Here is a 23456-nt window from a genome sequence, read left to right as displayed (position 1 = left end):
AACGCGGTTGGTGCCATTCAACCAGAAAAAGTTCGATAGGCCGGGGAAAAAATGCCATTGATCCTTTTCCGTTTGCGCCGGGCGGGGCAGAACTGGTATCTGTACGCATAACCAGTACTCGCTCCCCGTGGCCCAGAATTCCCGTGACTGCCAATCCCCTCGACGATCCGTTCTATTACCTCAACAACTTCCGGCAAGTGCTTGAATGGCTTGAGCTTCGCTATGCCGATGTGATGGGTGAAGCAGAGCATGCGTTCATGCGTGACTTCAAGGTGATGCCGCGCGCTTCGCAGGGTTTGCTGGTGCGGTTGGTGATGCGCAAAGGTGTGCATTTTCGTGCCGGTAAACTCAACTACCCGGAAATCGGTGACATCGGCCAAGCGGCGCAACCGCTGCTGGAGCAGGGCTGGATCGACGAGCACGCGGCGCTGGCGATCACAAAGTTGTTCGACGTATTGCTCAAAGCCGAAATCCTGCAGGCCTTCGGCGCTTTCATCGAGCAACCCAAGGCGCGCAAGGACGATTGGCTACCCGCATTGGCCGAGCGGTTCACTGATGCGCGCACGCTGCATGATTGGGCGCCGGCGCTGCAAGATCGCCTGTTCAGCCTGACCATCATGGACCTCTGCGACCGCTTGCGGTTGATGTTCTTCGGCAACCTGTATCAGGACTGGTCGGAGTTCGTGCTGGCCGACCTTGGCATTTTCACCTATGAAAAAGTCGAGTTCTGCGCCGATTCCCGTGGTTTGCGCAGCCGTGAAGACGTCGACGCCTGCCTGTTTCTGCACCAATGCCAGTTGCGCTTCGAGGCGGGTGAGCCGCTGGAAACCATTGTTGCGCAGGTCAGCGCCTTGCACTTCGCCAACCCGTGGCTGGAGCGTCGACGCGCCAAGGTGTTGTTTCAGATCGGCCAGTATTGCGAGCGCATCACTGAGTTTGCCCTGGCCTTGGACATTTACCGGACGTGCGCCTATCCGGGGGCGCGATTGCGCATGATCCGGGTCTTGGAGCGCTGCGGCGAATATAGCCTGGCGCTGGAACTCGGCACGCTGGCCGAACAGGCGCCGCAAAGCGCCACCGAGCAGCAAGGCCTGCAACGCATTTTGCCCCGGCTGCGGCGCAAACTTGGTGGCCCACCGTTGAAACGGCTGGCACCGCGACCGGTGGAGCGCCTGGATCTGCACTTGCCGCGCACCGATCCGGCGCGGTCTGTGGAGTTTCATGTGCAGGCGCATCTGCACGACGACGATGGCCCGGTGCATTACGTGGAAAACAGCCTGATCAACTCGTTGTTCGGTCTGTTGTGCTGGCCGGCGATTTTCGCGCCGCTGCCGGGGGCGTTTTTTCATCCATTCCAGCGCGGGCCGGTGGATCTGCTCAATGAAGACTTTCAGCAACGCCGCGCCGAGTTGTTCCAGGCCTGCCTCACCGAACTGGATGACGGCCGTTATGTCGATACCATCCGCCAGCGATTCGTCGCCAAGTGGGGCGTGCAGTCGCCGTTCGTGTTCTGGGGCGCGTTGAATGAAACCCTGCTGGAGCAAGCGCTGGCCTGTTTGCCTGCGGTCCACCTCAAACACTGGTTCAGTCGCTTGCTGCTCGACATCAAGGCCAACCGCGCCGGGATGCCCGACCTGATCCAGTTCTGGCCGCAGCACAAAACCTACCGAATGATCGAAGTCAAAGGCCCGGGTGATCGCTTGCAGGATAACCAGATGCGCTGGCTGGAGTTCTGCCATGAGCATCAGATGCCGGTAGCCGTGTGTTACGTGCAATGGGCGGAGCAGAGCGCTTGAGCTACAGCATTGCGGTGCGGGCGCTGTGCGAGTTCACCGCCAAGACTGGCGACCTCGATCTGCGCTTCACGCCATCACCGACGGCACTGGAAGGCATTGCCGGCCATCGCACCGTGGCCTCGCGGCGCAGTGACAACTACCAGAGCGAAGTGGCCCTGGAAGGCACGTTCCGCCAATTGAAGGTCAAGGGCAGGGCGGATGGTTACGATCCGGCGCAGAACTGTCTGGAGGAAGTCAAAACCTACCGGGGCGACTTGAGCAAGCAACCGGCCAATCATCGGCAGTTGCACTGGGCGCAGGCGAAGGTCTACGGCTGGCTGATGTGCCGCAAGCTTGATCTTGCGCAGATCAACGTGGCGCTGGTGTATTTCGACATCGTCAGCGAGAAGGAAACCTGTCTGGTCGAAGCGTTCAGCGTCGAGGCCTTGCAGGTTTTTTTCGAGCAGCAATGCGGCCTGTTTCTGTACTGGGCCGAACAGGAAATGGCCCACCGCGAGGCGCGCAATCTGGCGGCGCAGCAACTGGCCTTTCCGCATCCAGACTTTCGTCCCGGTCAGCGCCATCTGGCCGAATCGGTGTTCAAGGCGATCAGCACCGGTCGCTGTCTGATGGCGCAGGCCCCGACCGGGATCGGCAAAACCCTCGGCACGCTGTTTCCGATGCTCAAGGCTCTGGCGCCGCAGCAACTGGACAAGGTGTTCTTTCTCACCGCCAAGACGCCCGGGCGCAAACTGGCGCTGGACGCCAGCCAGGTGTTGTTCGACCAATCGGCAACCTTGCCGTTGCGCGTGTTGGAGATGGTCGCGCGGGACAAGGCCTGCGAACACCCGGACAAGGCATGCCACGGCGAATCCTGCCCGTTGGCCCAGGGCTTTTATGATCGCTTGCCCGCTGCCCGTGAAGCGGCCAGTCGCATCAACCTGCTCGATCAAGCCGCGATGCGTGAAGTCGCCGCGCAGCATACGGTGTGTCCGTATTACCTGAGTCAGGAAATGGCGCGCTGGGCTGACGTGGTGATCGCCGACTACAACTATTATTTCGATTTCAGCGCATTGCTGTTTGGTCTGGCGCAGCTCAATCAATGGAAAGTCGCGGTGTTGGCAGACGAGGCGCATAACCTCGTCGAGCGCGGCCGGCAGATGTACAGCGCCAGTCTCGATCAGGCCACGCTGGGCAGCGTGCGCAAAACCGCGCCCGAACCGCTGAAAAAGTCGCTGCAACGGGTCAACCGCGAATGGAACGCGCTGCATGCGCCGCAACTGGCGGCGTATCAGGCCTACGACAAAGCCCCGGAAAAGCTCTTGCAGGCGATTTCCCTGTGTTGCGCAGCGATTGGCGATTACCTCAACGATCATCCGCAGGGCCTCGACAGCGGTCTGCAGAACTTCTATTTCGACTTGCTGCAATTTGGCCGCGTGGCGGAGCTGTACGACGCGCATTACCTGTTCGACATCAGCAAACGCGACCTCGACCGCAAACGTCCACTCTCGCAGCTGTGTTTGCGCAATGTGGTACCGGCGGCATTCATCGGCCCACGCCTGAAGGCTGCGCGCAGCAGCGTGCTGTTTTCCGCGACCCTGAGCCCCCGCAACTATTACGCTGACTTGCTCGGAACGCCCGCCGACAGCGTATGGATCGACGTCGAATCGCCGTTCAGCGCCGAGCAGTTGCAGGTACAGATCGTCAGTCGTATCTCGACGCGCTTCAATCATCGCCAGGCATCGCTTGAGCCGATCGTCGAGCTGATCGCCCGCCAGTTCAGCGAACGGCCGGGCAATTATCTGGCGTTCTTCAGCAGTTTCGATTACCTGCAACAAGTGGCGACGTTGCTGGCCGAACGGCACCCGCACATCACCCTGTGGCAGCAATCGCGGGGCATGGTCGAAGGGGCGCGACAGGCGTTTCTCGATCAGTTCACCCCGCACAGCCAGGGCGTCGGCTTTGCGGTACTGGGCGGTGCGTTTGGTGAGGGCATCGATTTGCCCGGCGCGCGATTGATCGGCGCATTCATCGCCACCCTGGGGCTGGCGCAGCTCAACCCGGTCAATGAACAACTGAAGCGGCGCATGGCAGCGATCTTTGGCGCCGGTTACGACTACACCTATCTTTACCCCGGCGTGCAGAAAGTGGTGCAGGCCGCCGGCCGGGTGATTCGCACCCGCGAAGATCGCGGGGTAGTGATGCTGATCGACGACCGCTTTGCCGAAAGCCGCATTCAGCAACTGTTGCCGCGCTGGTGGGCAATCAAAAATGAGGCGGCGGCTTCCCAATTCGCCGGATTACCGCATACTTCCGTTCATGACAACGGCTGGTGAGTGTGATGAGCGATAACAACAAGACCGCAGCGATCGAAGAGATGCGTTTCAGGCTTCTGATCGATGCGGTCGTCGACTATGCGATCTACATGATCGACCCCGACGGCATCATCACCAGTTGGAACTCCGGCGCCAAACGCTTCAAGGGGTATGAAGAAGCGGAAATTATCGGTGAGCACTTTTCGCGGTTCTATACCGCCGATGATCGCGCAGCCGGATTGCCGCAACGGGCACTCGATACGGCGATCCGCGAAGGACGGTTCGAAGGCGAAGGCTGGCGCGTGCGCAAGGACGGCACGAACTTCTGGTCGCATGTGGTGATCGATCCGATCATCGACCCCAATGGCAAACTGCTGGGTTTCGCCAAGATCACTCGTGATCTCACCGACCGCAAGATGGCCGAGGAAACCCTCAAGCAAAGCGAACAGCAGTTCCGTCTGCTGGTGCAGGGCGTCACCGACTATGCGATCTACATGCTCAGCCCCGAAGGTCGGGTGAGCAACTGGAACCAGGGCGCCCAACGGATCAAAGGTTATCTGCCGGAAGAAATCATCGGTCAGCATTTTTCGATTTTCTATACCCCCGAAGACCGCGAACGCGGCGAGCCGCAGCGGGCGCTTGCGATAGCCACCGAAACAGGCCGCTTCGAGAATCGAAGCTGGCGTGTGCGCAAGGACGGCACGCAATTTCTGGCGCACGTGGTGGTCGATGCGATCCGCGGGGAAACCGGCACGTTGCTCGGTTTTGCCAAGATCACCCGCGACGTGACCGAAGCGCATCAGGCCCAACAGTCTTTGGAAAAGACCCGCGAAGCGCTGGCCCAGGCGCAGAAGATGCAGGCCATTGGTCAGCTCAGTGGCGGCATAGCGCATGACTTCAACAACCTGCTGACGGTGATTCTCGGCAACCTGGAGATCGTGCAGAAACGCATTGGCGACGACCCGAAAATCATCCGCTTGTTGGAAAACGCCACTCAAGGCGCTCTGCGCGGCGTGTCTCTCACCCAGCGCATGCTGGCATTCGCCCGGCGTCAGGAGCTCAAGACCGAGTCGGTGGACATTTCGCAATTGGTGCAAGGCATTACCGGCTTGCTGCGCAGCTCGCTGGGGCCGGGCATTCGCATCGAAACAGATTTTCCCGAAGACCTGGAACCGGTGCTGGCGGACGTCAATCAACTTGAACTGGCGCTGCTCAACCTGGCGACCAACGCTCGTGATGCCATGCCCGAGGGCGGCAGCGTGACCATTGCCGCGCAACGCGAAGTTGTGCTTGAACTCAGTCATTCGGAATTGGCGGCGGGGCGTTACATTTGCCTGAGCATGACTGACACCGGCGAAGGCATGGACGAACAGACGCTGGCTTCGGCCCGCGACCCGTTTTTCACCACCAAAGGCGTTGGCAAAGGCACTGGCCTGGGTTTGTCGATGGTGCATGGCTTCATTGAACAGCTCGGTGGCCGTTTCATCCTCAAAAGTAAACAAGCCAATGGCACTACTGCCGAACTGTGGATTCCGGTGGCCGGCGAGGGCGCGACGGCGAAGCCATTGTTCCCGCCGGCCGTTCCGATTGTTGTTCCGCGGCTCAGCGTGTTGGTGGTGGACGACGACTCGCTGGTGTTGACCAGCACCAGTGTGCTGCTCGAAGACCTCGGGCACCGGGTGGTCAGCGCAACCTCGGGCACCGAGGCGCTGGCGTTGTTCGACCGGGGCGAGGTCATTGACCTGATGATAACCGACATGGCCATGCCGCACATGAGCGGCGCGCAACTGGCTCACGCGGTGCGGGTATTGAAACCTGATCTGCCGATCGTTCTGGCCACCGGTTATGCCGAGCGTCTGGAAGGCTTTGCCGCGCAGTTGCCGCGCCTGCCTAAACCGTTCACGCAGTTGAATCTTGTGGAAATCATTGCTCGGTCGATGAAATGAGGTGTGAGGATATTCGGCTGAACTAGTGTGCGGCAGGCGGCTTCTAAGTTTTTTACCTGCCCCGGAGCCTGCGTCTCGTGTCTCGCATATTGACCCACCCGACCGCTGAAGAAATCCAGACTGAACATGACGCCAAGATGTTCGGTTCACCCAAGGAACGTCTGGACTTTTATCGACGCGAGATCCAGTACGAAACCAGCATCCTCGCCAATCGCACCGATGCCTATCTGGCGGCGCAATCGTTTTTGGTGATTGCCTTTGCGTCGTGCATGTCCAACCTCAACCCGGAGTGGGGCAAGTTGTTTACTTTGGTGGTGCCACCGTTTCTGGCGCTGTTGGGGCTGCTCAGCTCGCTAAACGCCTGGCCCGGAATTCGTGCTGCGTACGACATCATCGACCACTGGCACTTCAAACAGAGCAACTTGCTTCAGAGCGAGCCTTTGATGGGCTTGGCGTACGATGAGTCGCCGCTGTTCAGCGAGATGGAGTCGAGCCACAAGGGATATCGCAAGTCACTGTTGTTCTCGGTGCGTACGCCTTGGATTTTTGCGACGTTCTGGGTGATGTTGGGCAGTTATGCGGTGTTTATCCAGGTTACGAATCCGGGGGGCTAGGTTTTAGCTACCCGAATCGAAGATCAACAGCCCCTCACCCCAGCCCTCTCCCAGAGGGTGAGGGCTCTCGGCGCCCGACCTCACTGCGCTGTCTCAAGCTCCCGCCGCAACCCCTGCGAATTCTGCACCGACATCGGAATCGGCGGAAAATCCTCATTCAACACGCACAGATGATCAATCGCATCGGCAAACTTCACATCGGCTTTGCCTCGCAACGCCCGATAGTGCTCAAACTGTTCGGCGTCCAGTTGCCCGGATTCGAGTAACTGGTGCGCCGCTCGATTGAGCGCCTGCGCTTCTTCGAACAATTGACGATTGCGTTCCAGGGCCAAAGCCCTGCAAGCCTTGATTTGCGCAGGAGTCGAGCATTCTTTCATGACCGTAACCTTAAATGACGGGATTCCTTTTCTAAGGCGTAGCGCCGCAGGGGAACCGAACCTGCCGTGCCCCGACACAGGGTGCGACGGGGGTTAAGGTTGTGACCGCTGACAATTGCTGAGCGATCCATTTTTTTCACAACAATTTTCCACCCCCACAACCCCCTGTAGGAGCTGCCGAAGGCTGCGATCTTTTGATCTTGTTTTTTACGATCAAAAGATCGCAGCCTTCGGCAGCTCCTACACAGGTTGGCGGGGTTGCTGAGATTTTTGGGGAGAGCGCTTTTTGCGCTGTTCATATCGCGCAAGGATCGGTTGCGTACTGATGCCATGCAGCAAAATGCTCAGCGCCACCACCGACAGCGTCAGGTCGGTACACAACGTAGCCACCGAATCGCTCAGCCCATGATTCAAGGCATAAAACAGATAGAACAGGCTGCCGATCCCGCGAATGCCAAACCAGCCGATCAGCAAACGTTGCCGTCCCTCCAGCAAAGATCCCCACGGCATCAGCGCAACACAAAGCGGGCGAATCAGGCAGAACAACACGCCGCCAATCAGTAACGCCCGCCAGTCCCAGTGTGCAATCAGCACAACACCCAGCAGTGTGACGAGAAACACTTCCATCGCCCGTTCGACCAAGCCCCCGAACGACAACATGTCACCCATCATGATCCCGGCAGCAACCTGGCTGTCTTCCAAACGTTCGGTATCGCCATGCACTGCATGCTGCGGCTCCGCGTTCAGGTGACCGACCACCGGTTGCACCAGATGCTCGGCGGGCGGCTGGCCGGCACCGGTGGATTGCACTTCCACCTGACGCAGGCCTAGTCCCGCAGCAAATACCGACAGGAAGCCGTAACCACCAATGGCTTCGGCCACGACATAGGCCAGCGCGATCAATGCCAGCGCCAGATAGTCATTGGGGCTCAGGGTGCTGTCTTCGTTGTGGATGCGTAATGACAGCGTCACCCGGCCAATGCCGCGGCCCATCCAGTAACCGGTCAGCAATCCGGCGGGTACAGCCCATAACACGCTGCGCAAAAACCAGTCCTGCCATAGTCCGGTGCTGCTATCGCCCTGTAGCAATAACAACCCGAGGATTACGAAAGGAAAGGCGATACCGTCATTCAGCCCGGCCTCGCCAGACAGGCCGAACCGCACGCTGTCGACATCCCGCGCATCGTTGACCTGGACCAGCGCCGCGAGTACCGGGTCGGTCGGCGCCAGAATCGCGCCGATCAGCAACGATGGCCCCCACGGCAGCTGCAAACCCCAATGCAACAACAGGCAAACGCCAGCGATGGTCAGCACCATGACCGGGCCGGCCAGGCCGAACGCGATTCGCCAGCGTTTATCGCGTAACGGCAGGCGCAGTTTCAATCCGCAGACAAACAACGAAAAGAGCACCGCGACTTCCGTCAGGTGCTCCATCCACAGTGAGGCGTCCTCCAGCGACAGTTTCAGCAGATCCAGGCCACTGGGGCCAATCGCAACACCCAGCAGCAAGCACACCGCCGAGGTGGTCACCGGCATCCAGCGCAAGTACGAGGACGTCAGCGCCAAGGTCAGTAACACGGCGCCGAGCACGGCAACCCACACGGTAAAACTCATGATTCTTCTCTCGTAATGGGTAGACCGGGCGTCGTGTTCATTTGTCCCGCCGAATTCCCTGTAGGAGCTGCCGCAGGCTGCGATCTTTTGATTCTAGAAGACCAGATCAAAACATCGCAGCCTGCGGCAGTTCCTACACGGGACGGGGGCGGCACTGATCAGGGGCTGACGTCAGAGCATCGGTTTGCCGCCGGTCACGCCATAGCGTTGACCAGTGATGTAGCTGGCTTCATCCGAGGCCAGCAGCACATAGATCGGCGCCACTTCCACCGGCTGGCCGGGACGCCCCAACGGTGTATTGCCACCGAAGTTCTGCACTTCTTCATCCGGCATGGTCGAGACAATCAGAGGGGTCCAGATCGGCCCCGGCGCCACGCAGTTCACGCGGATTTCCTTGGGCCCGAGCATCTGCGCCAGACCACCGGTAAAGTTGGCGATCGCACCTTTGGTGGTGGCGTAGGCCAGCAGGGTCGGCTTCGGCATGTCGGAATTGACTGAACTGGTGTTAATGATCGACGCGCCGGGGCGCATGTGTTTGATCGCCGCCTGACACAAACGGAAAATCGCGGTGATGTTGACGTCGAATGTCATCACCCATTCGTCATCGGGGATGTCTTCGAAGTTTTCATGGGTCATCTGGAACGCGGCGTTGTTGACCAGCACGTCGATGCGGCCGAAGCGTTCAATGGTTTGATCGACCAGGTCCTGGCAATGGGACTTTTGCGCGAGGTCACCCGACAGCAACAGGCATTGGCGACCGGCCTGTTCGACCCAGCGCGCGGTTTCCTTGGCGTCTTCGTGTTCATTGAGGTAAGCGACGACAACGTCAGCGCCTTCACGGGCAAAAGCAATGGCCACAGCGCGGCCGATACCGCTGTCGCCGCCAGTGATCAGGGCGATCTTGCCGGCCAGGCGGCCAGAGCCGACGTAGCTTTGCTCACCACAATCAGGGTATGGCTCCATTTTGCGTTGCGAACCGGGAACGGATTGGGCCTGCGCAGGGAAGGGTGGTTTTGGATAATCGGTCATCGTAGGTCTCCGAGTCTCATGGCGGGTATGGCTGGTTGACCCGGCGGGTTTGCCATGAGTTCGATCGGATTTGCGTTGACGATTTTGCACTGAGCAAAACCCAAGTCCCCCTGTAGGAGCTGTCGAGTGAAACGAGGCTGCGATCTTTTGATCCGTTTTTTAAGAGCAAGATCAAAAGATCGCAGCGTGCCGCAGCTCTTACAGGTGCGGGTTACAAACCAAGGTCCGACAGCCCCGGATGATCATCCGGCCGGCGACCCAGCGGCCAGTGAAACTTGCGCTCGCTTTCCTGAATCGGCATGTCGTTGATGCACGCGTAGCGCTGGAACATCAAACCGTTGTCGTCGAACTCCCAGTTTTCATTACCGTAGGAGCGGAACCAGTTCCCTGAATCGTCGTGCCATTCGTAGGCATAGCGCACGGCAATGCGCGTGTCCGAGTAGGCCCAGAGTTCCTTGATCAGGCGGTAATCCAGCTCTTTCGCCCATTTACGGGTGAGGAAGTCTTTGGCTTCTTCACGGTTGTTGGCGAACTCGGCGCGGTTGCGCCATTTCGTGTCGAGGGTGTAAGCCAGCGAAACCCTTTCAGGGTCGCGGGAGTTCCAGCCGTCTTCGGCCAGACGAACTTTCTCGATAGCCGATTCACGGTTGAAGGGTGGCAATGGCGGACGTACCTGAGCTGCAGTAGACATAATCAGTCTCCCGATAGATTCAACGTTTAAACAACTTGTCAGGCTTATTAAGGCGTTACAGGTCCAATAACTTTCGCGCCATGCATTGCGCATTATCGGCGGCACTGTGATCACCCATCACAAGCGCTACGGTAATGGCGCCGTCAATCAGGATCAGCAGCTGTTTGGCCAGCAACTGCGGGTCCTTGGCGCCATGTTCGGTACACAGCTCGCACACGTAGTCGAGCAGTTTCTGTTTGTGTTCCCTGGCGACCAGACGCACCGGATCTTGCGCGTCGCCGGTCTCACCACTGGTGTTGATAAAGGCGCAGCCGCGGAAACCTTCCGAGGCGAACCAGCCCTTGAGCACGGTAAACAGGTTGAGCAGGCGATCGGCCGGCGTTTCGGCCTGATCGACAGCGCTCCGGTACCAGTGCATCCAGCGCACGTCGCGGCGTTGCAGGGCGGCGGTCACCAACTCGTCCTTATTGGTGAAGTAGCGGTAGATGCTCTTTCTGGAGACGCCGGCGGTTTTCACCAGAAGATCCATGCCCGTGGCGGCGATGCCACTTTTGTAGATCAGCTTTTCGGTGACATCCAGAATGATGTCGCGGGTTGAGGTGTCAGTGATTTTGTTCATGTTGCGCACAGTAGAACGGACGTTCTTCATTGGCAAGGTATTTTTTAAAGCCAAAAGATCGCAGCCTTCGGCAGCTCCTGCAAGGTGTTCACAACCCCCGTGCAGGAGCTGCCGAAGGCTGCGATCTTTTGATCTCTTTACAGCCCCTCACAAGACCCACAGGGATCGATGGTGTAAGCTCTCGGGTTCTTCGGATTCGACCCATTGCGAGCCCTATGCCGTTGCTTTTCAAACGCTCTCTGCTGCCTAAACTGCGCAGCTTTCCGCTGACCGCCGAGGCCGTGACCATTTTGTCCGGCGCCGCCGAGTTCCGTCGTTGCCTGCTGGAGAAAATCGCTGCGGCGACCCAGCGCATCTATATCGTCGCCCTGTATTTGCAGCAAGACGAAGCCGGTCAGGAAATCCTTGATGCCTTGCACGCCGCCAAACTCAAGCGTCCCGAGCTGGAAATCGCCGTGGTGGTTGACTGGCTGCGCGCCCAACGCGGGCTGATCGGTGCCGGCAAGCAGCCGGGCAATTCGGCGTGGTATCAGGAAATGACCCGCACTCACCAGAGTGAAGTGCCGGTCTATGGCGTGCCGGTGCAGACCCGCGAACTGTTCGGTGTGCTGCATTTGAAGGGCTTCGTGATCGACGATTGCGTGGTCTACAGCGGCGCCAGCCTGAACAACGTTTACCTGCACAAGTTCGACAAGTACCGGTTCGACCGCTATCACGTCTTGCAAAGCCATGAGCTGGCGGACTCGATGCATCACCTGGTCAAGCACGGCCTGATCGAATCAAAAGCGGTGCATCGCCTCGACCTGCCGAACCTGCCGACCACCCGCAGCCTGCGCAACGACATCGGCGATCTGCGCAGTCGCCTCAAGCACGCGACCTACGACACCAGTGCCGGCAGCACTGCAAAAGAGGGGCTGTCGGTCAGTCCATTGCTCGGCGTGGGCAAGAACAACCCGTTGAACCGGGCGATTCTCGAATTGATCGCCAGTGCGCAAAAGCAGCTAACCATCTGCACGCCTTACTTCAACCTGCCGCTGGGGGTGATCCGCGAGATCAACCGCGCGCTGGCCCGTGGCGTGAAGATCGACATCGTGGTCGGCGACAAGACCGCCAACGACTTCTACATCCCGCCGAGCGAGCCGTTCCGGGTGATCGCAGCGTTGCCGTACCTGTACGAGATCAGCCTGCGTCGGTTCGCCAAACGCCATCAGCGCAGCATCGACAGTGGTCAGTTGAACCTGCACCTGTGGCGTGACGGCGACAACACCTATCACCTCAAGGGCATGTGGATCGACCAGCGCTATACGCTGCTGACCGGCAACAACCTTAATCCAAGGGCGTTCCGCCTGGACCTGGAAAATGCGTTGTTGATCGATGATCCCAAAGGCGAGTGGGTGGCCCCGCGAGCGCAGGAGCTGGAGGCGATCTTCCGCCATACCTCGCGGATTTCCAGCTTCCACGATCTGGAGACCTTGCCGGAGTACCCGGCCGGGGTGGCGAAGTTTCTCAAGCGCGTGAGTCGGGTGCGGATTGAGCGGTTGCTTTACCGGATTCTGTAAATTGATCCGGATGATGCGGCGGGCCTGCTGACGCCATCGCTGGCAAGCCAGCTCCCACAGGGTTTGCAGTGCACACAGATTTTGTGAACACCGGCCAAACCTGTGGGAGCTGGCTTGCCAGCGATGAGGCCCTGAAAAACCTTACAACACTCAGTTCAGCCCCAACTTCCCACGCAACGTGGAAAGGTCTTCCGCCAAGGTATTCACCGGCCCGACCAGCGCCTTGCGGTCGTTATCCTTAACCTTGTCATACGTCTCAAACCCGCCATCCTGAGTCTTGTACCTGGCCAGCACCTTGTTGACGGTGGCGAAGTTCTTGTCGACTTTCGCTATGAAAGCTTTGTCCTGCTGCTCGATTTGCGGACGGAACAAATCGACGATTTTCTTCGCGCCGTCGATGTTGCCCTGGAAGTCATACAGGTCGGTGTGGCTGTAGCGATCTTCCTCGCCAGAGATCTTCGTTGCGGCCACTTCTTCCAGCAACGCAGCAGCGCCGCCCACCACTTTTTCCGGCGGGAAGGTCAGGCCAGCGACGCGGGTTTGCAGGTCTTGCACGTCTTTGTTCAAGCCATCCGCTAGTGCGTCGAGGCCCTGGGTGCTCTTTTCCGAAAACAGCGAATATTCGATACGGTGGAAACCGGTGAAATCTTCAGCCTTCACGCCTTTTTCGTGGTCATCCACACGCGAGTCGATGGACGCATCGAGGTCACTGAACAGCTCGGCAATCGGCTCGATCGACTCGTAGAAAACGCGGGTCGGTGCGTAGAGCTTTTGTGCGGTTGCCAGGTCGCCTTTCTTCACAGCGTCGGTGAATTGCTGGGTGTGGCTGGCCAGTTCATCGAGTTGTTCGGTGACGTAGATCTTGTAGTCCGACACCGGCCCGACCAGATCCAGCGGTGCTGTCGCGGCGAATGCCGACAGCGGGGTGTTGAGCAAACCGAGGGTCAGCAATAACGCGAGTGGCGTCTTTTTCATGGGGGCGGCTCCAGTGTTGAAGTTGTTTTATGCGGCTGTTTTGGGTTGTGTGGCGTTGAGCAGCGAGCGACCGATAAAGTCCTTGTCGCCCGTCACCCCCGGCAGGGTGAAGAAGTAACCGCCGCCGACCGGTTTGAGGTATTCCTCCAGCGGTTCGCCGTTGAGGCGGGTCTGCACGGTGATAAAGCCTTTTTCCAGATCGGCCTGGTAACAGATGAACAGCAGGCCCATGTCAAGCTGGCCGTTCTTGTTGACGCCGTTGGAGTAGTTGAACGGTCGGCGCAGGATCAGATTGGCCTGGCTGGCGGCAGTGCGTGGGTTGGCCAGGCGAATGTGCGCGTCGAGCCTGGTCAGCTTGCCTTCCGGGTCTTTGCTGTAATCCGGGACCTCGCTTTCGTGGTGGCCGCCCATCGGCGCGCCGGTGTTCTTGGTCCGACCGAAAATGCTTTCCTGCTCCTGTAACGGCGTGCGATCCCAGCGTTCGACGAAGTTGCGGATGATCCGTACCGCTTGATAACTGCCATGCGCCGCCCAGGCCGGTTCGTCGCTGCCCGGTTGCACCCATACCAGGCGATCCATGGCGTTATCGTCGTTGGAATCGGGGTTGGCCGAGCCATCACGGAAACCAAGGAAATTGCGCGCCGATTGCGCCGGCGCACCGGGCTTGGCCGGGGCTTGCGGCGGCACGCTGCCTTCCTGTTTCCAGCGCACCAGCAACAGGTCCGGCAGGTTTTTGACGATGTCGCGCAAGGCGTGGATGTTGGTGTCGGCGGTGTTGGCGCAGAACTGCAGACTCAAATCGCCATGGCAGCAATCGGCCTCCAGCGCATCGTTGGGGAAACCGACCATGCGTTGCAGACGTTTGGGTTTGGCGTCCGTCAGGCCGAAGCGCTCATCGAACAGCGAGTCGCCCACGGACACGGTGATAGTCAGGTTGTCCGGGGTGACGACCGGGCCGAGGATGCCGGAATCCGGCGGCGGCAGTTTCGGGTCGAGCTGCGCGACCGGACCGCCCTTCATCAGGAAGGCGATGCGCTCGTTGAGCGTGCGAAACAATCGCTCGAGATCTTCGCGATCACTGGCCAACACATCGAACGCCACCAACATGCCCGATGCCGGGCGAGGGGTGACGATGCCGGTTTGATGCACGCCGTGGAAATCGTGACGGTCTTCAGTCTTGTCGCTGCTCGGTGCTTCGGTGACTTGCGCAGGTGCGGCAGCCATGGCCGGGCAGCTCAGGGCCGATCCGGCCAGTGCGACACCGGCAGCGCCCATGCCCATCAGTACGCGGCGGCGTTGCAGGTTGAGTTGTTCTGAGTCTTTCATCGGTACGGGTCTTCTGCTTACAGGCCGGAGAGGCCAAGGGCTGGATCGATGCCATCAAGTGCGTCGGCCAAAGCCTGCGCCTTGTCGGCGATCTGCTTGCGTTGCGCGCCGTTGATGGCGTCGTAGCTGGCGTAGCCGTCCTTGACCTTGTAGCTGTTCATTTCGTTGTCGAAGTCGGCCAGCGTCTGCTCGATTTTCGGCAACAGATCCGCCGCCGATTTGTTCAACATCGGCCGCAGCAGATCGACCACTTTGTGGGCGGTTTGAAGATTGGCGGCGAAACCGTTGAGGTCGCTGTGGCTGTAGCGTTCTTCTTCACCGCTGGCGGCACGCACGTCGGCGAGAGTGTTGAGGTTGCGCACGACGATGTTGACCAGTTGCTCCGGCGGCAACGATTGTGCGAGCAGTTGCTGTTTCAGCGTGGTGACGTCGCTCACCAGACGCTGGGCGACGACGGCGAGATCATCGAGTTTGTGTTGCTGGAACAGCGAGTATTCGATGCGGTGGAAACCGACGAACGCCGGATCCTGCTCGCGCTTCTCGAAGTAGTCGGCGCGCGCATTGATGCGGTTGTCCAGTTCGGCCAGTCGCTGAGCCGCCGGAGCCAAGCGTTGATACGCCGCCCGCGCCGGCAGGTACAACGCCTGCGCCTGACTCAAGTCGCCATTGGCAATCGCCTGATTGAGCGCGGTGGTGGTTTTGATCAACGCGCTGCCCTGGCTGGCCAGATACACACGGAATTCCGACAGCGGCCCGATGAAGGCAACCATCGACGGCTTGGCTTTCGCGGCGGCGTCAGAAGCGGCGGTCGGTGTCACATGCAGGGTGCCGCGCGGGTTGCTCAGCAGGCCGCAAGTGATGGCGTAGTCGCCGGGTTGCAGGTTGGCATTGATTACCTGGCTCAGGCCCGGGGCGATGTTTTCACGCTCTTCGACCACCAGCACGCCGTCGAGGATTTCCCATTCCACCGCACGTTCGGAACGGTTGACGATACGGAAACTGGCGCGACCGGCCGGGACTGTCAGGGCGTTCGGCTCGCAATTGCCCGGATGAATGTTGACCACCACTTCATCGTGGTTGTGCTGACGCTTGGCCGCGGCCATTTTCGAGGCGTACCAGAACAGGCCACCGGCGGCGATCATCACGACCACCGAACCGGCCAGCGCCCAACGCAAGGCACGGGGAGGCGAGGCCTGAGGAGTATTAGGCTTTGACATGAGTGCCCTTATTGGCTGGAAACGGAAGACGATTGCGCGTCAGGCTTGGGCGCGGGCAGGAAGAACATCACCAGCGCCAGCAGCAGATAGATCAGGTACGCGCCGAGGGTGCTGACCGTCGGCGCATCCTGATAACCGAACATGCCGGCCAGCACCGAGCCCAGCGGGCCATCCATCGGCAGCGTCGCGCTGAAATCGAAGAGCACGGTTTGCAGGTGATTCCACAGGCCGGCTTCATGCAGGGCTTGCACCGAATTGGCGAGAATCCCCGCGGCCACGACCAGAATGAACAACCCGGTCCACTTGAAAAATGCCGAGAGGTTGAGGCGCATGCTACCGCTGTAGATTAGGAAGCCAACGATGATCGCCAGAATAAGGCCGAGCAGGGCACCAATCGGCGCGCCCGGGCCTTCGCTCTGCTGGAACACGGCGAGCAGAAAGAACACCGTTTCCAGACCCTCTCGCGCCACGGCGAAGAAGACCATGGCGATCAGCGCAATCACCTGATGCTTGGACGAAGTCAGTGCCTGATCCAGCGACGCGTGCAGCGAATGCTTGATCGACCGCGCGACCTTGCGCATCCAGAACACCATCGAGCTGAGAATCGCCACAGCCACCAACCCGACCACGCCTTCGAACAGTTCCTGCTGCTTTTGCGGGAATTCGGCGCTGACCAGTTCCAGGCCACCGCCGACCAGCAATGCCAGGGCTGCTGCGAGAAAAACGCCGATCCACACGGCGGGCATCCATTGGCCGCGGCCGGTCTGTTGCAGGTAGCTGGCGATAATGCCAACGATCAACGCGGCTTCAATGCCTTCGCGCAACATGATCAGAAAGGGAACGAGCATTCGGTATCCGCGGTGATTTAGATAGGAAGCTAAGTTGTAACATAATGACACTCATTCCCATATGACAATGATTGACAAGAACCTGAACACAAGCTGAACAACCTGAATTTTTGTTCTGCACAATTCCTTGTGGGAGCGGGCTTGCCCGCGATGGCGTCCTTTCAGCCAACAGAAATGCCAGCAGTTCCATCGCTATCGCGGGCAAGCCCGCTCCCACAGGGTTTTGCAGTGTTTTCGAGACAGCAACGCGCGGGTGGCTGCGGTAAGATGCCCATCATTCAAAAACAACAAGGTCTGCCGCGTTCCATGTCGGAAAAAGACACCATCGCCGTGCAACTGGTGCGTGAAGCGCTGCTGCAAAGTTGTGCCCCGGGCATTACCACGGAAGAAGTCTTGAGCAAGGTCGGTATTGATCCGGTATTGCTGCAAACCGTCGATGGCCGGGTGCCGGCGTCGCAATATGCAAAGCTCTGGCGCTTGTTGGCTCGGCGGGGTGATGACGAGTTTTTCGGCATGGACCCGCGCAAGCTCAAGTCCGGCAGTCTGGAGTTCCTCTGTCGCAGCGCCATGGCACAACCGACGCTGGCGGCCGGTTTGAACACAGGGCTGAGCTTTCTGTCGCTGATGCTCGAACGCCTTCCGGCGCAACTGGTGCATCAGCAGAGTCTGGCGGAAATTGTCCTGCTCGAAGACGATCCCGAACCACGCCGCGCGTTTACCTATTTCACCTATTGGATGATCGTCCACGGCGTGGCCTGCTGGCTGGCGGGGCGGCGGATTCCGATCCTGGCCATCGAGCTGCGTTGCCCGGCGCCGGACTTTACCGATGACTATCGGGTGATGTTCTCGGACAACCTGCGCTTTGATCGGCCACGCACGCGGATGATCTTTTCCGCCGATTGCCTCGATTTGCCGATCAAACGTTCCGCCGAGGAGCTCAAGCGCTTCTTGGCTCACGCGCCGGCCAACATTCTGGTCAAGTACCGCGACCCGCAGAGCCTGGCCAGCCGGATCAAACACGATTTGCGTCAGTTGCCTGCCGAGCAGTGGCCGGAAACCGAAGCGCTGGCCCAGCAACTGTGCATGTCGGCCTCGACTTTGCGCCGCCGTCTGGCGGAAGAAGGGCAGACATATCAGGGCCTCAAGGACAGCGTGCGCAAGGAGCTGGCGATTGTCTGGCTGGCCGAGCCGTCGATCAGCTTTGTCGAGATCGCCAGCCGTTTGGGGTTTGCCGATGCCAGTTCGTTCTACAAGGCGTTTCGCAAGTGGTCGGGGTCAAATCCCGGGCATTACCGCACGCTGATATTGAATGAAGTTGTTTGATCTGACGCCATCGCCAGCAGGCTGGCTCCCACATTGGAACTGCATTCCCTGTAGGAGCTGCCGAAGGCTGCGATCTTTTGATCTTAAAAAGCAGAATCAAAAGATCGCAGCCTTCGGCAGCTCCTACAGCAGCTCCTACAGAAGTTGTGAGTCATATTCAGAACCCTGGCCAAACCAGTCAGCCACTTTGATGGCTTTGACCATTGCCCCCAGCCCCGTGCAGCGCGACTATCCCTCTGTTGTTTACGGTTCCCAGCCTAATAAAAACACAGAGGGATTCTGGCAATGCGCGATTACTTGTCTGCCACCGAACAGTTCAACTATCAGCACACTGTAGACGCCGCGCTCAGCGGCTCGCTTGAGGCGCTCAACGCCTGCGTCGAATGCTGCGACCGCCATGCATTGCCGGGGCGCATCGCGCTGTTCTGGGAAGGTCGCGACGGCGCCAGCGCGACGTACACCTTCAGCGACCTGCAGGACAAAGCCGCGCGTTTCGCCAATTTCCTCCTCGCCCAAGGCGTACAGAAGGGTGACAAGGTCGCCGGTCTGCTGCCACGCAATGTCGAATTGCTCATTACCGTTTTTGCCACCTGGCGCATCGGAGCGGTGTACCAACCGCTGTTCACCGCGTTCGGGCCCAAGGCCCTCGAACATCGACTGAACAGCTCCGGCGCCAAAGTCGTGGTGACCGACGCCGTCAACCGGCCGAAGCTCGCTGAAGTCGCCGACTGCCCGACCCTGGTCACAGTTGGCGGCCCCAAGGGCCAGGGCATTGTCCGTGGCGATTTCAGTTTCTGGGCTGAACTGGCCAATTATTCCAACGTCTGCGAACCCGTGCGGCTGAGCGGCGAAGACCCGTTCCTGCTGATGTTCACCTCGGGCACCACCGGTCCGGCGAAAGCGCTGTCGGTACCGCTAAAGGCGATTGTTGCGTTCCAGAGTTACACCCGTGATGCGGTGGATCTGCGCCCGGAAGATGCATTCTGGAACGTAGCCGATCCGGGTTGGGCCTATGGCATCTATTTCGGCGTCACCGGTCCGTTGGCCATGGGGCATCCGATCACTTTCTACGATGGCCCGTTCACCCTCGAAAGCACCTGCCGGGTGATCAACAAGTACGGGATCACCAATCTCACCGGTTCGCCGACGGCCTATCGTCTGCTGATTGCCGGCGGTGACGAGTTCGCAAGGTTGATAAAAGGCAAGCTGCGGATCATCAGCAGCGCGGGCGAGCCGCTGAACCCGGAAGTGATCCGCTGGTTCGCCGACAACCTCGACGTGGTCATCCACGACCATTACGGCCAGACCGAACTGGGCATGGTGCTGTGCAACCACCATGGCCTCGACCATGCGGTTCACGTTGGCGCCGCCGGTTTCGCCTCACCGGGGCATCGCATTGTGGTGCTCGACGAGCAGAACAACGAACTCGGCGTCGGTCAGCCGGGCATCCTCGCCATCGACCGCGCCAAGTCGCCGATGTGCTGGTTTGGCGGCTATGAAGGCGCGCCAACCAAAGCCTTTGTCGGCGATTACTACCTGAGCGGCGACACCGTGGAGTGGAACCCGGACGGCAGTATCAGTTTCGTCGGACGCAGCGACGACGTGATTACCACGTCTGGCTACCGCGTCGGCCCGTTCGATGTCGAAAGCGCGCTGATCGAACATCCTGCCGTGGTCGAAGCAGCGGTGGTCGGCAAACCCGATCCGGAGCGCACCGAACTGGTCAAAGCCTTCGTGGTGCTCAGCGCGCAATACCGCGCGGAGCCTGCGTTGGCGGAAGAACTTCGCCAGCACGTACGCAAGCGTCTGGCCGCGCATTCGTACCCGCGTGAAATCGAATTTGTCAGCGAATTGCCCAAAACCCCAAGCGGCAAATTGCAGCGCTTTATCTTGCGCAACCAGGAAATCGCCAAGGCTCAAAAGGCCGCGGCGCACAACGTTTCAGCTTGAATCGAAGGAAACAGTCATGCAGATCGAGAACAAGGTTTTTATCGTCACTGGCGGCGCGTCTGGCCTGGGAGCAGCCACCGCTGAGTTGCTGGTGAGTGCCGGCGCCAAAGTGATGCTGGTGGACATGAACGCCGAAGCGGTTGCCGCGCAGGCCAAACGGTTGGGTGCGCAAAGCGTCGTCGCCGACATCAGTAACGAAGCCGCCGCCGAAGCCGCCGTTCAAGCGACCGTCACTGCATTTGGCAGCCTCAACGGTCTGGTCAACTGCGCCGGCATCGTCCGTGGCGAGAAGATTCTCGGCAAGACCGGCCCGCACGCGCTGGCCAGTTTCGCCCTGGTGATCAACGTCAACCTGATCGGCAGCTTCAACATGCTGCGCCTGGCTGCAGCGGCGATTGCCGAGAGCGAGGCCAATGCCGACGGTGAGCGCGGTGTGATCATCAACACTGCCTCGGTAGCGGCGTTCGACGGCCAGATTGGTCAGGCCGCGTATGCAGCATCCAAGGGTGCCATCGCCAGCCTGACCCTGCCAGCCGCCCGCGAACTGGCGCGCTTCGGCATCCGCGTGATGACCATCGCCCCGGGCATTTTTGAAACGCCGATGATGGCCGGCATGACCCCGGAAGTCCGCGACTCGCTGGCTGCGGGCGTACCGTTCCCGCCGCGTCTGGGCAAGCCTGCCGAGTACGCCGCGCTGGTTCGGCATATCATCGAAAACAGCATGCTCAACGGCGAGGTGATCCGTCTCGACGGTGCCTTGCGCATGGCCGCCAAGTAAGGAGGATTTGTCATGACTATTTCCAACGATCCGATTGTTATCGTCAGCGCCGTTCGTACCCCGATGGGCGGTTTTCAGGGCGAACTGAAAAGCCTCACCGCGCCGCAACTCGGCGCTGCCGCCATCAAGGCAGCGGTTGAACGTGCCGGTGTCGCCAGCGATGCGGTCGATGAAGTGCTGTTCGGTTGCGTATTGCCCGCCGGCCTCGGTCAGGCCCCTGCGCGACAAGCAGCGCTGGGCGCCGGGCTGGATAAATCGACCCGTTGCACCACCGTCAACAAGATGTGCGGCTCGGGCATGGAAACCACCATCCTGGCCCACGACATGCTGGTCGCTGGCAGCGCCGATGTGGTGATCGCCGGCGGCATGGAAAGCATGTCCAACTCGCCCTATCTGCTGGATCGTGCCCGCGCCGGTTACCGCATGGGCCACGGCCGGGTGCTGGATTCGATGTTCCTCGACGGTCTCGAAGACGCCTACGACAAGGGGCGTCTGATGGGCACCTTCGCCGAGGAATGCGCCGACACCAATGAGTTCAGCCGTGAAGCGCAGGACGCCTTCGCCATCGCCTCGACCACCCGCGCGCAACAGGCGATCAAGGACGGCCGCTTCAAGGAAGAAATCGTCCCGCTGACCGTGACTGTCGGTAAAGAGCAGGTGCTGATCAGCAATGACGAACAGCCGCCGAAAGCCAAGCTGGACAAGGTCGCTTCGCTGAAACCGGCGTTCCGCGAGGGCGGTACGGTGACGGCGGCGAATTCCAGTTCGATCTCCGACGGTGCGGCGGCGCTGGTGCTGATGCGTCAGTCGCAGGCGCAGACACTTGGTTTGAAACCGCTGGCGGTCATTCACGGTCACTCGGCGTTCGCCGATACGCCGGGGCTGTTTCCGGTGGCACCGATCGGGGCGATCAACAAACTGGTGAAGAAGGCCGGTTGGTCGCTGGCCGAGGTTGACCTGTTTGAAGTCAACGAAGCGTTTGCGGTGGTTGCCATGGCAGCCATGAAGCACCTCGACATCCCGCACGAGAAACTCAATATCCACGGCGGCGCTTGTGCGCTGGGCCATCCGATTGGTGCGTCCGGTGCGCGGATTCTGGTGACGTTACTTTCGGCGTTGCGCCAGAACAATTTGAAACGCGGCATCGCAGCCATCTGCATTGGTGGCGGCGAAGCAACGGCCATGGCCGTGGAGTGCGTTTACTGACACACGCAATCCCCCTGTAGGAGCTGCCGAAGGCTGCGATCTTTTGACTTTAGTTCGCAAAAAAAAAGATCAAAAGATCGTCCGATCGCGGCCCGAGGCTCCGGCAGCTCCTACAGGGAATCGTGTGGTAACCCGGATTTAAGGACTCACCATGATCCCCAACGAAGACCAACAACAGATCCGCGACATGGCCCGGCAGTTTGCCGAGGAACGGCTGAAACCGTTCGCCGCCGAGTGGGATCGCGAGCACCGCTTTCCCAAGGAAGCCATTGGCGAGATGGCCGAACTGGGCTTTTTCGGCATGCTCGTGCCGGAGCAGTGGGGCGGTTGCGACACCGGTTACCTGGCCTACGCCATGGCCCTGGAAGAAATCGCCGCCGGCGACGGTGCCTGCTCGACGATCATGAGCGTGCACAATTCGGTCGGTTGCGTGCCGATCCTCAAGTTCGGCAACGACGACCAGCGTGAACGCTTCCTCAAACCGCTGGCCAGCGGTGCGATGCTCGGTGCGTTCGCCCTGACCGAACCGCAGGCCGGTTCCGACGCCAGCAGCCTGAAGACTCGCGCACGTCTGGAAGGCGATCATTACGTGCTGAACGGCTGCAAACAGTTCATCACCTCCGGGCAGAACGCCGGGATCGTGATCGTCTTTGCGGTGACCGATCCCGGTGCCGGCAAGCGCGGGATCACCGCGTTTATCGTGCCGACCGATTCGCCGGGCTACAAGGTCGCCCGTGTCGAAGACAAGCTCGGCCAGCACGCGTCGGACACTTGCCAGATTCTCTTCGAAGACGTCAAAGTGCCGGTCGCCAACCGGCTGGGTGAGGAGGGCGAAGGTTACAAAATCGCCCTGGCCAACCTCGAAGGTGGCCGTGTCGGTATCGCCTCGCAATCGGTGGGCATGGCCCGTGCAGCATTCGAAGCGGCGCGCGATTACGCCCGTGACCGTGACACCTTTGGCAAGCCGATCATCGAACACCAGGCCGTTGCGTTTCGCCTCGCCGATATGGCGACGCAAATCGCCGTCGCCCGGCAAATGGTGCATTACGCGGCGGCGTTGCGTGACAGCGGTCAACCGGCGCTGGTTGAAGCGTCCATGGCCAAACTGTTTGCATCCGAGATGGCCGAGAAAGTCTGCTCGATGGCCTTGCAGACGCTCGGCGGTTACGGTTATCTCAACGATTTCCCGCTGGAGCGCATTTACCGTGACGTGCGCGTCTGCCAGATCTACGAAGGCACCAGCGATATTCAGCGCATGGTTATTTCGCGCAATCTCTGACAAGGAATTTTATTC

At 59.9% G+C, this 23456-nt stretch carries 19 protein-coding genes; 10 read left to right on the top strand and 9 right to left on the bottom strand.

Going from position 1 to position 23456, the window contains the following annotated elements:
- Positions 1-143 precede the first annotated feature (143 nt).
- The 4 genes from ACA061_RS13990 (at position 144) to ACA061_RS13975 (ending at position 6650) form a co-directional block, all read left to right on the top strand.
- Positions 144-1796 (top strand): VRR-NUC domain-containing protein, encoded by a 1653-nt coding sequence (locus tag ACA061_RS13990; RefSeq protein ID WP_497299421.1) that lies wholly within the window; start codon positions 144-146, stop codon positions 1794-1796.
- On the top strand, positions 1793-4111 hold the full coding sequence (locus ACA061_RS13985; protein ID WP_497299420.1) for an ATP-dependent DNA helicase: 2319 nt from the start codon (positions 1793-1795) through the stop codon (positions 4109-4111). The genes ACA061_RS13990 and ACA061_RS13985 overlap by 4 nt, the downstream gene beginning before the upstream one ends.
- Before the next feature lie 5 nt (positions 4112-4116).
- Positions 4117-6036, top strand: coding sequence for a hybrid sensor histidine kinase/response regulator (locus tag ACA061_RS13980; RefSeq protein WP_497299419.1), 1920 nt, complete (start codon positions 4117-4119; stop codon positions 6034-6036).
- Positions 6037-6113: 77 nt separating this feature from the next.
- The gene (locus ACA061_RS13975) at positions 6114-6650 is read left to right on the top strand and encodes a hypothetical protein (RefSeq protein ID WP_150603888.1); all 537 of its coding nucleotides are present in this window, start codon (positions 6114-6116) and stop codon (positions 6648-6650) included.
- A gap of 80 nt (positions 6651-6730) precedes the next feature.
- On the opposite strand, the gene ACA061_RS13970 is transcribed toward ACA061_RS13975, so the two are convergent.
- The 5 genes from ACA061_RS13970 to ACA061_RS13950 form a co-directional block, all read right to left on the bottom strand.
- Positions 6731-7027: a hypothetical protein gene (locus ACA061_RS13970; RefSeq protein WP_150615566.1), complete on the bottom strand. Its 297-nt coding sequence runs from the start codon at positions 7025-7027 to the stop codon at positions 6731-6733.
- Positions 7028-7267: 240 nt separating this feature from the next.
- Positions 7268-8641, bottom strand: a complete 1374-nt coding sequence (locus tag ACA061_RS13965) for a cation:proton antiporter (RefSeq protein ID WP_497299418.1) — start codon at positions 8639-8641, stop codon at positions 7268-7270.
- 171 nt (positions 8642-8812) lie between these two features.
- Positions 8813-9670 carry an SDR family oxidoreductase gene (locus ACA061_RS13960; protein WP_150603568.1) on the bottom strand — a complete coding sequence of 286 codons (858 nt, stop codon included), beginning with the start codon at positions 9668-9670 and terminating at the stop codon, positions 8813-8815.
- 211 nt (positions 9671-9881) lie between these two features.
- Positions 9882-10361 carry a nuclear transport factor 2 family protein gene (locus tag ACA061_RS13955; protein ID WP_497299417.1) on the bottom strand — a complete coding sequence of 160 codons (480 nt, stop codon included), beginning with the start codon at positions 10359-10361 and terminating at the stop codon, positions 9882-9884.
- Between the two features lie 55 nt (positions 10362-10416).
- On the bottom strand, positions 10417-10980 hold the full coding sequence (locus tag ACA061_RS13950) for a TetR/AcrR family transcriptional regulator (protein WP_210699986.1): 564 nt from the start codon (positions 10978-10980) through the stop codon (positions 10417-10419).
- A 215-nt stretch (positions 10981-11195) separates the two neighbouring features.
- Here ACA061_RS13950 and pssA point away from each other — a divergent pair, with 215 nt between their 5' ends.
- On the top strand, positions 11196-12539 hold the full coding sequence (gene pssA / locus ACA061_RS13945) for a CDP-diacylglycerol--serine O-phosphatidyltransferase (protein WP_210552768.1): 1344 nt from the start codon (positions 11196-11198) through the stop codon (positions 12537-12539).
- A gap of 150 nt (positions 12540-12689) precedes the next feature.
- Here the strand turns inward: pssA and efeO (ACA061_RS13940) are convergent, their stop codons facing one another.
- From efeO (ACA061_RS13940) to efeU, 4 genes are read right to left on the bottom strand one after another with little or no spacing between them, the layout of a single operon-like run.
- Positions 12690-13514: an iron uptake system protein EfeO gene (gene efeO, locus ACA061_RS13940; RefSeq protein WP_150603564.1), complete on the bottom strand. Its 825-nt coding sequence runs from the start codon at positions 13512-13514 to the stop codon at positions 12690-12692.
- A gap of 27 nt (positions 13515-13541) precedes the next feature.
- Positions 13542-14840 (bottom strand): iron uptake transporter deferrochelatase/peroxidase subunit, encoded by a 1299-nt coding sequence (gene efeB, locus ACA061_RS13935; protein WP_497299416.1) that lies wholly within the window; start codon positions 14838-14840, stop codon positions 13542-13544.
- 17 nt (positions 14841-14857) lie between these two features.
- Positions 14858-16057, bottom strand: coding sequence for an iron uptake system protein EfeO (gene efeO, locus ACA061_RS13930; RefSeq protein WP_497299415.1), 1200 nt, complete (start codon positions 16055-16057; stop codon positions 14858-14860).
- An 8-nt stretch (positions 16058-16065) separates the two neighbouring features.
- Positions 16066-16905, bottom strand: a complete 840-nt coding sequence (gene efeU / locus ACA061_RS13925) for an iron uptake transporter permease EfeU (protein WP_497299414.1) — start codon at positions 16903-16905, stop codon at positions 16066-16068.
- 306 nt (positions 16906-17211) lie between these two features.
- Between efeU and ACA061_RS13920 the strand changes: the two genes are divergently transcribed.
- The 5 genes from ACA061_RS13920 (at position 17212) to ACA061_RS13900 (ending at position 23441) form a co-directional block, all read left to right on the top strand.
- Positions 17212-18228 (top strand): AraC family transcriptional regulator, encoded by a 1017-nt coding sequence (locus ACA061_RS13920; protein ID WP_497301936.1) that lies wholly within the window; start codon positions 17212-17214, stop codon positions 18226-18228.
- A gap of 285 nt (positions 18229-18513) precedes the next feature.
- Entirely contained in the window at positions 18514-20178 is a 1665-nt protein-coding gene (locus tag ACA061_RS13915) for an AMP-binding protein (RefSeq protein ID WP_497299413.1), read from the top strand.
- Positions 20179-20194: 16 nt separating this feature from the next.
- Entirely contained in the window at positions 20195-20956 is a 762-nt protein-coding gene (locus ACA061_RS13910; protein ID WP_497299412.1) for an SDR family NAD(P)-dependent oxidoreductase, read from the top strand.
- Positions 20957-20968: 12 nt separating this feature from the next.
- Complete coding sequence (locus tag ACA061_RS13905) at positions 20969-22162, top strand: acetyl-CoA C-acyltransferase (protein ID WP_497299411.1); 1194 nt, start codon at positions 20969-20971, stop codon at positions 22160-22162.
- Positions 22163-22313: 151 nt separating this feature from the next.
- On the top strand, positions 22314-23441 hold the full coding sequence (locus ACA061_RS13900) for an acyl-CoA dehydrogenase (RefSeq protein ID WP_150603557.1): 1128 nt from the start codon (positions 22314-22316) through the stop codon (positions 23439-23441).
- Positions 23442-23456 lie beyond the last annotated feature (15 nt).

This window comes from Pseudomonas sp. LBUM1668 (assembly GCF_059695715.1).
The sequence above is the reverse complement of the archived record's forward strand: the minus strand, read 5'-3'. Positions and strand labels throughout refer to the sequence as shown.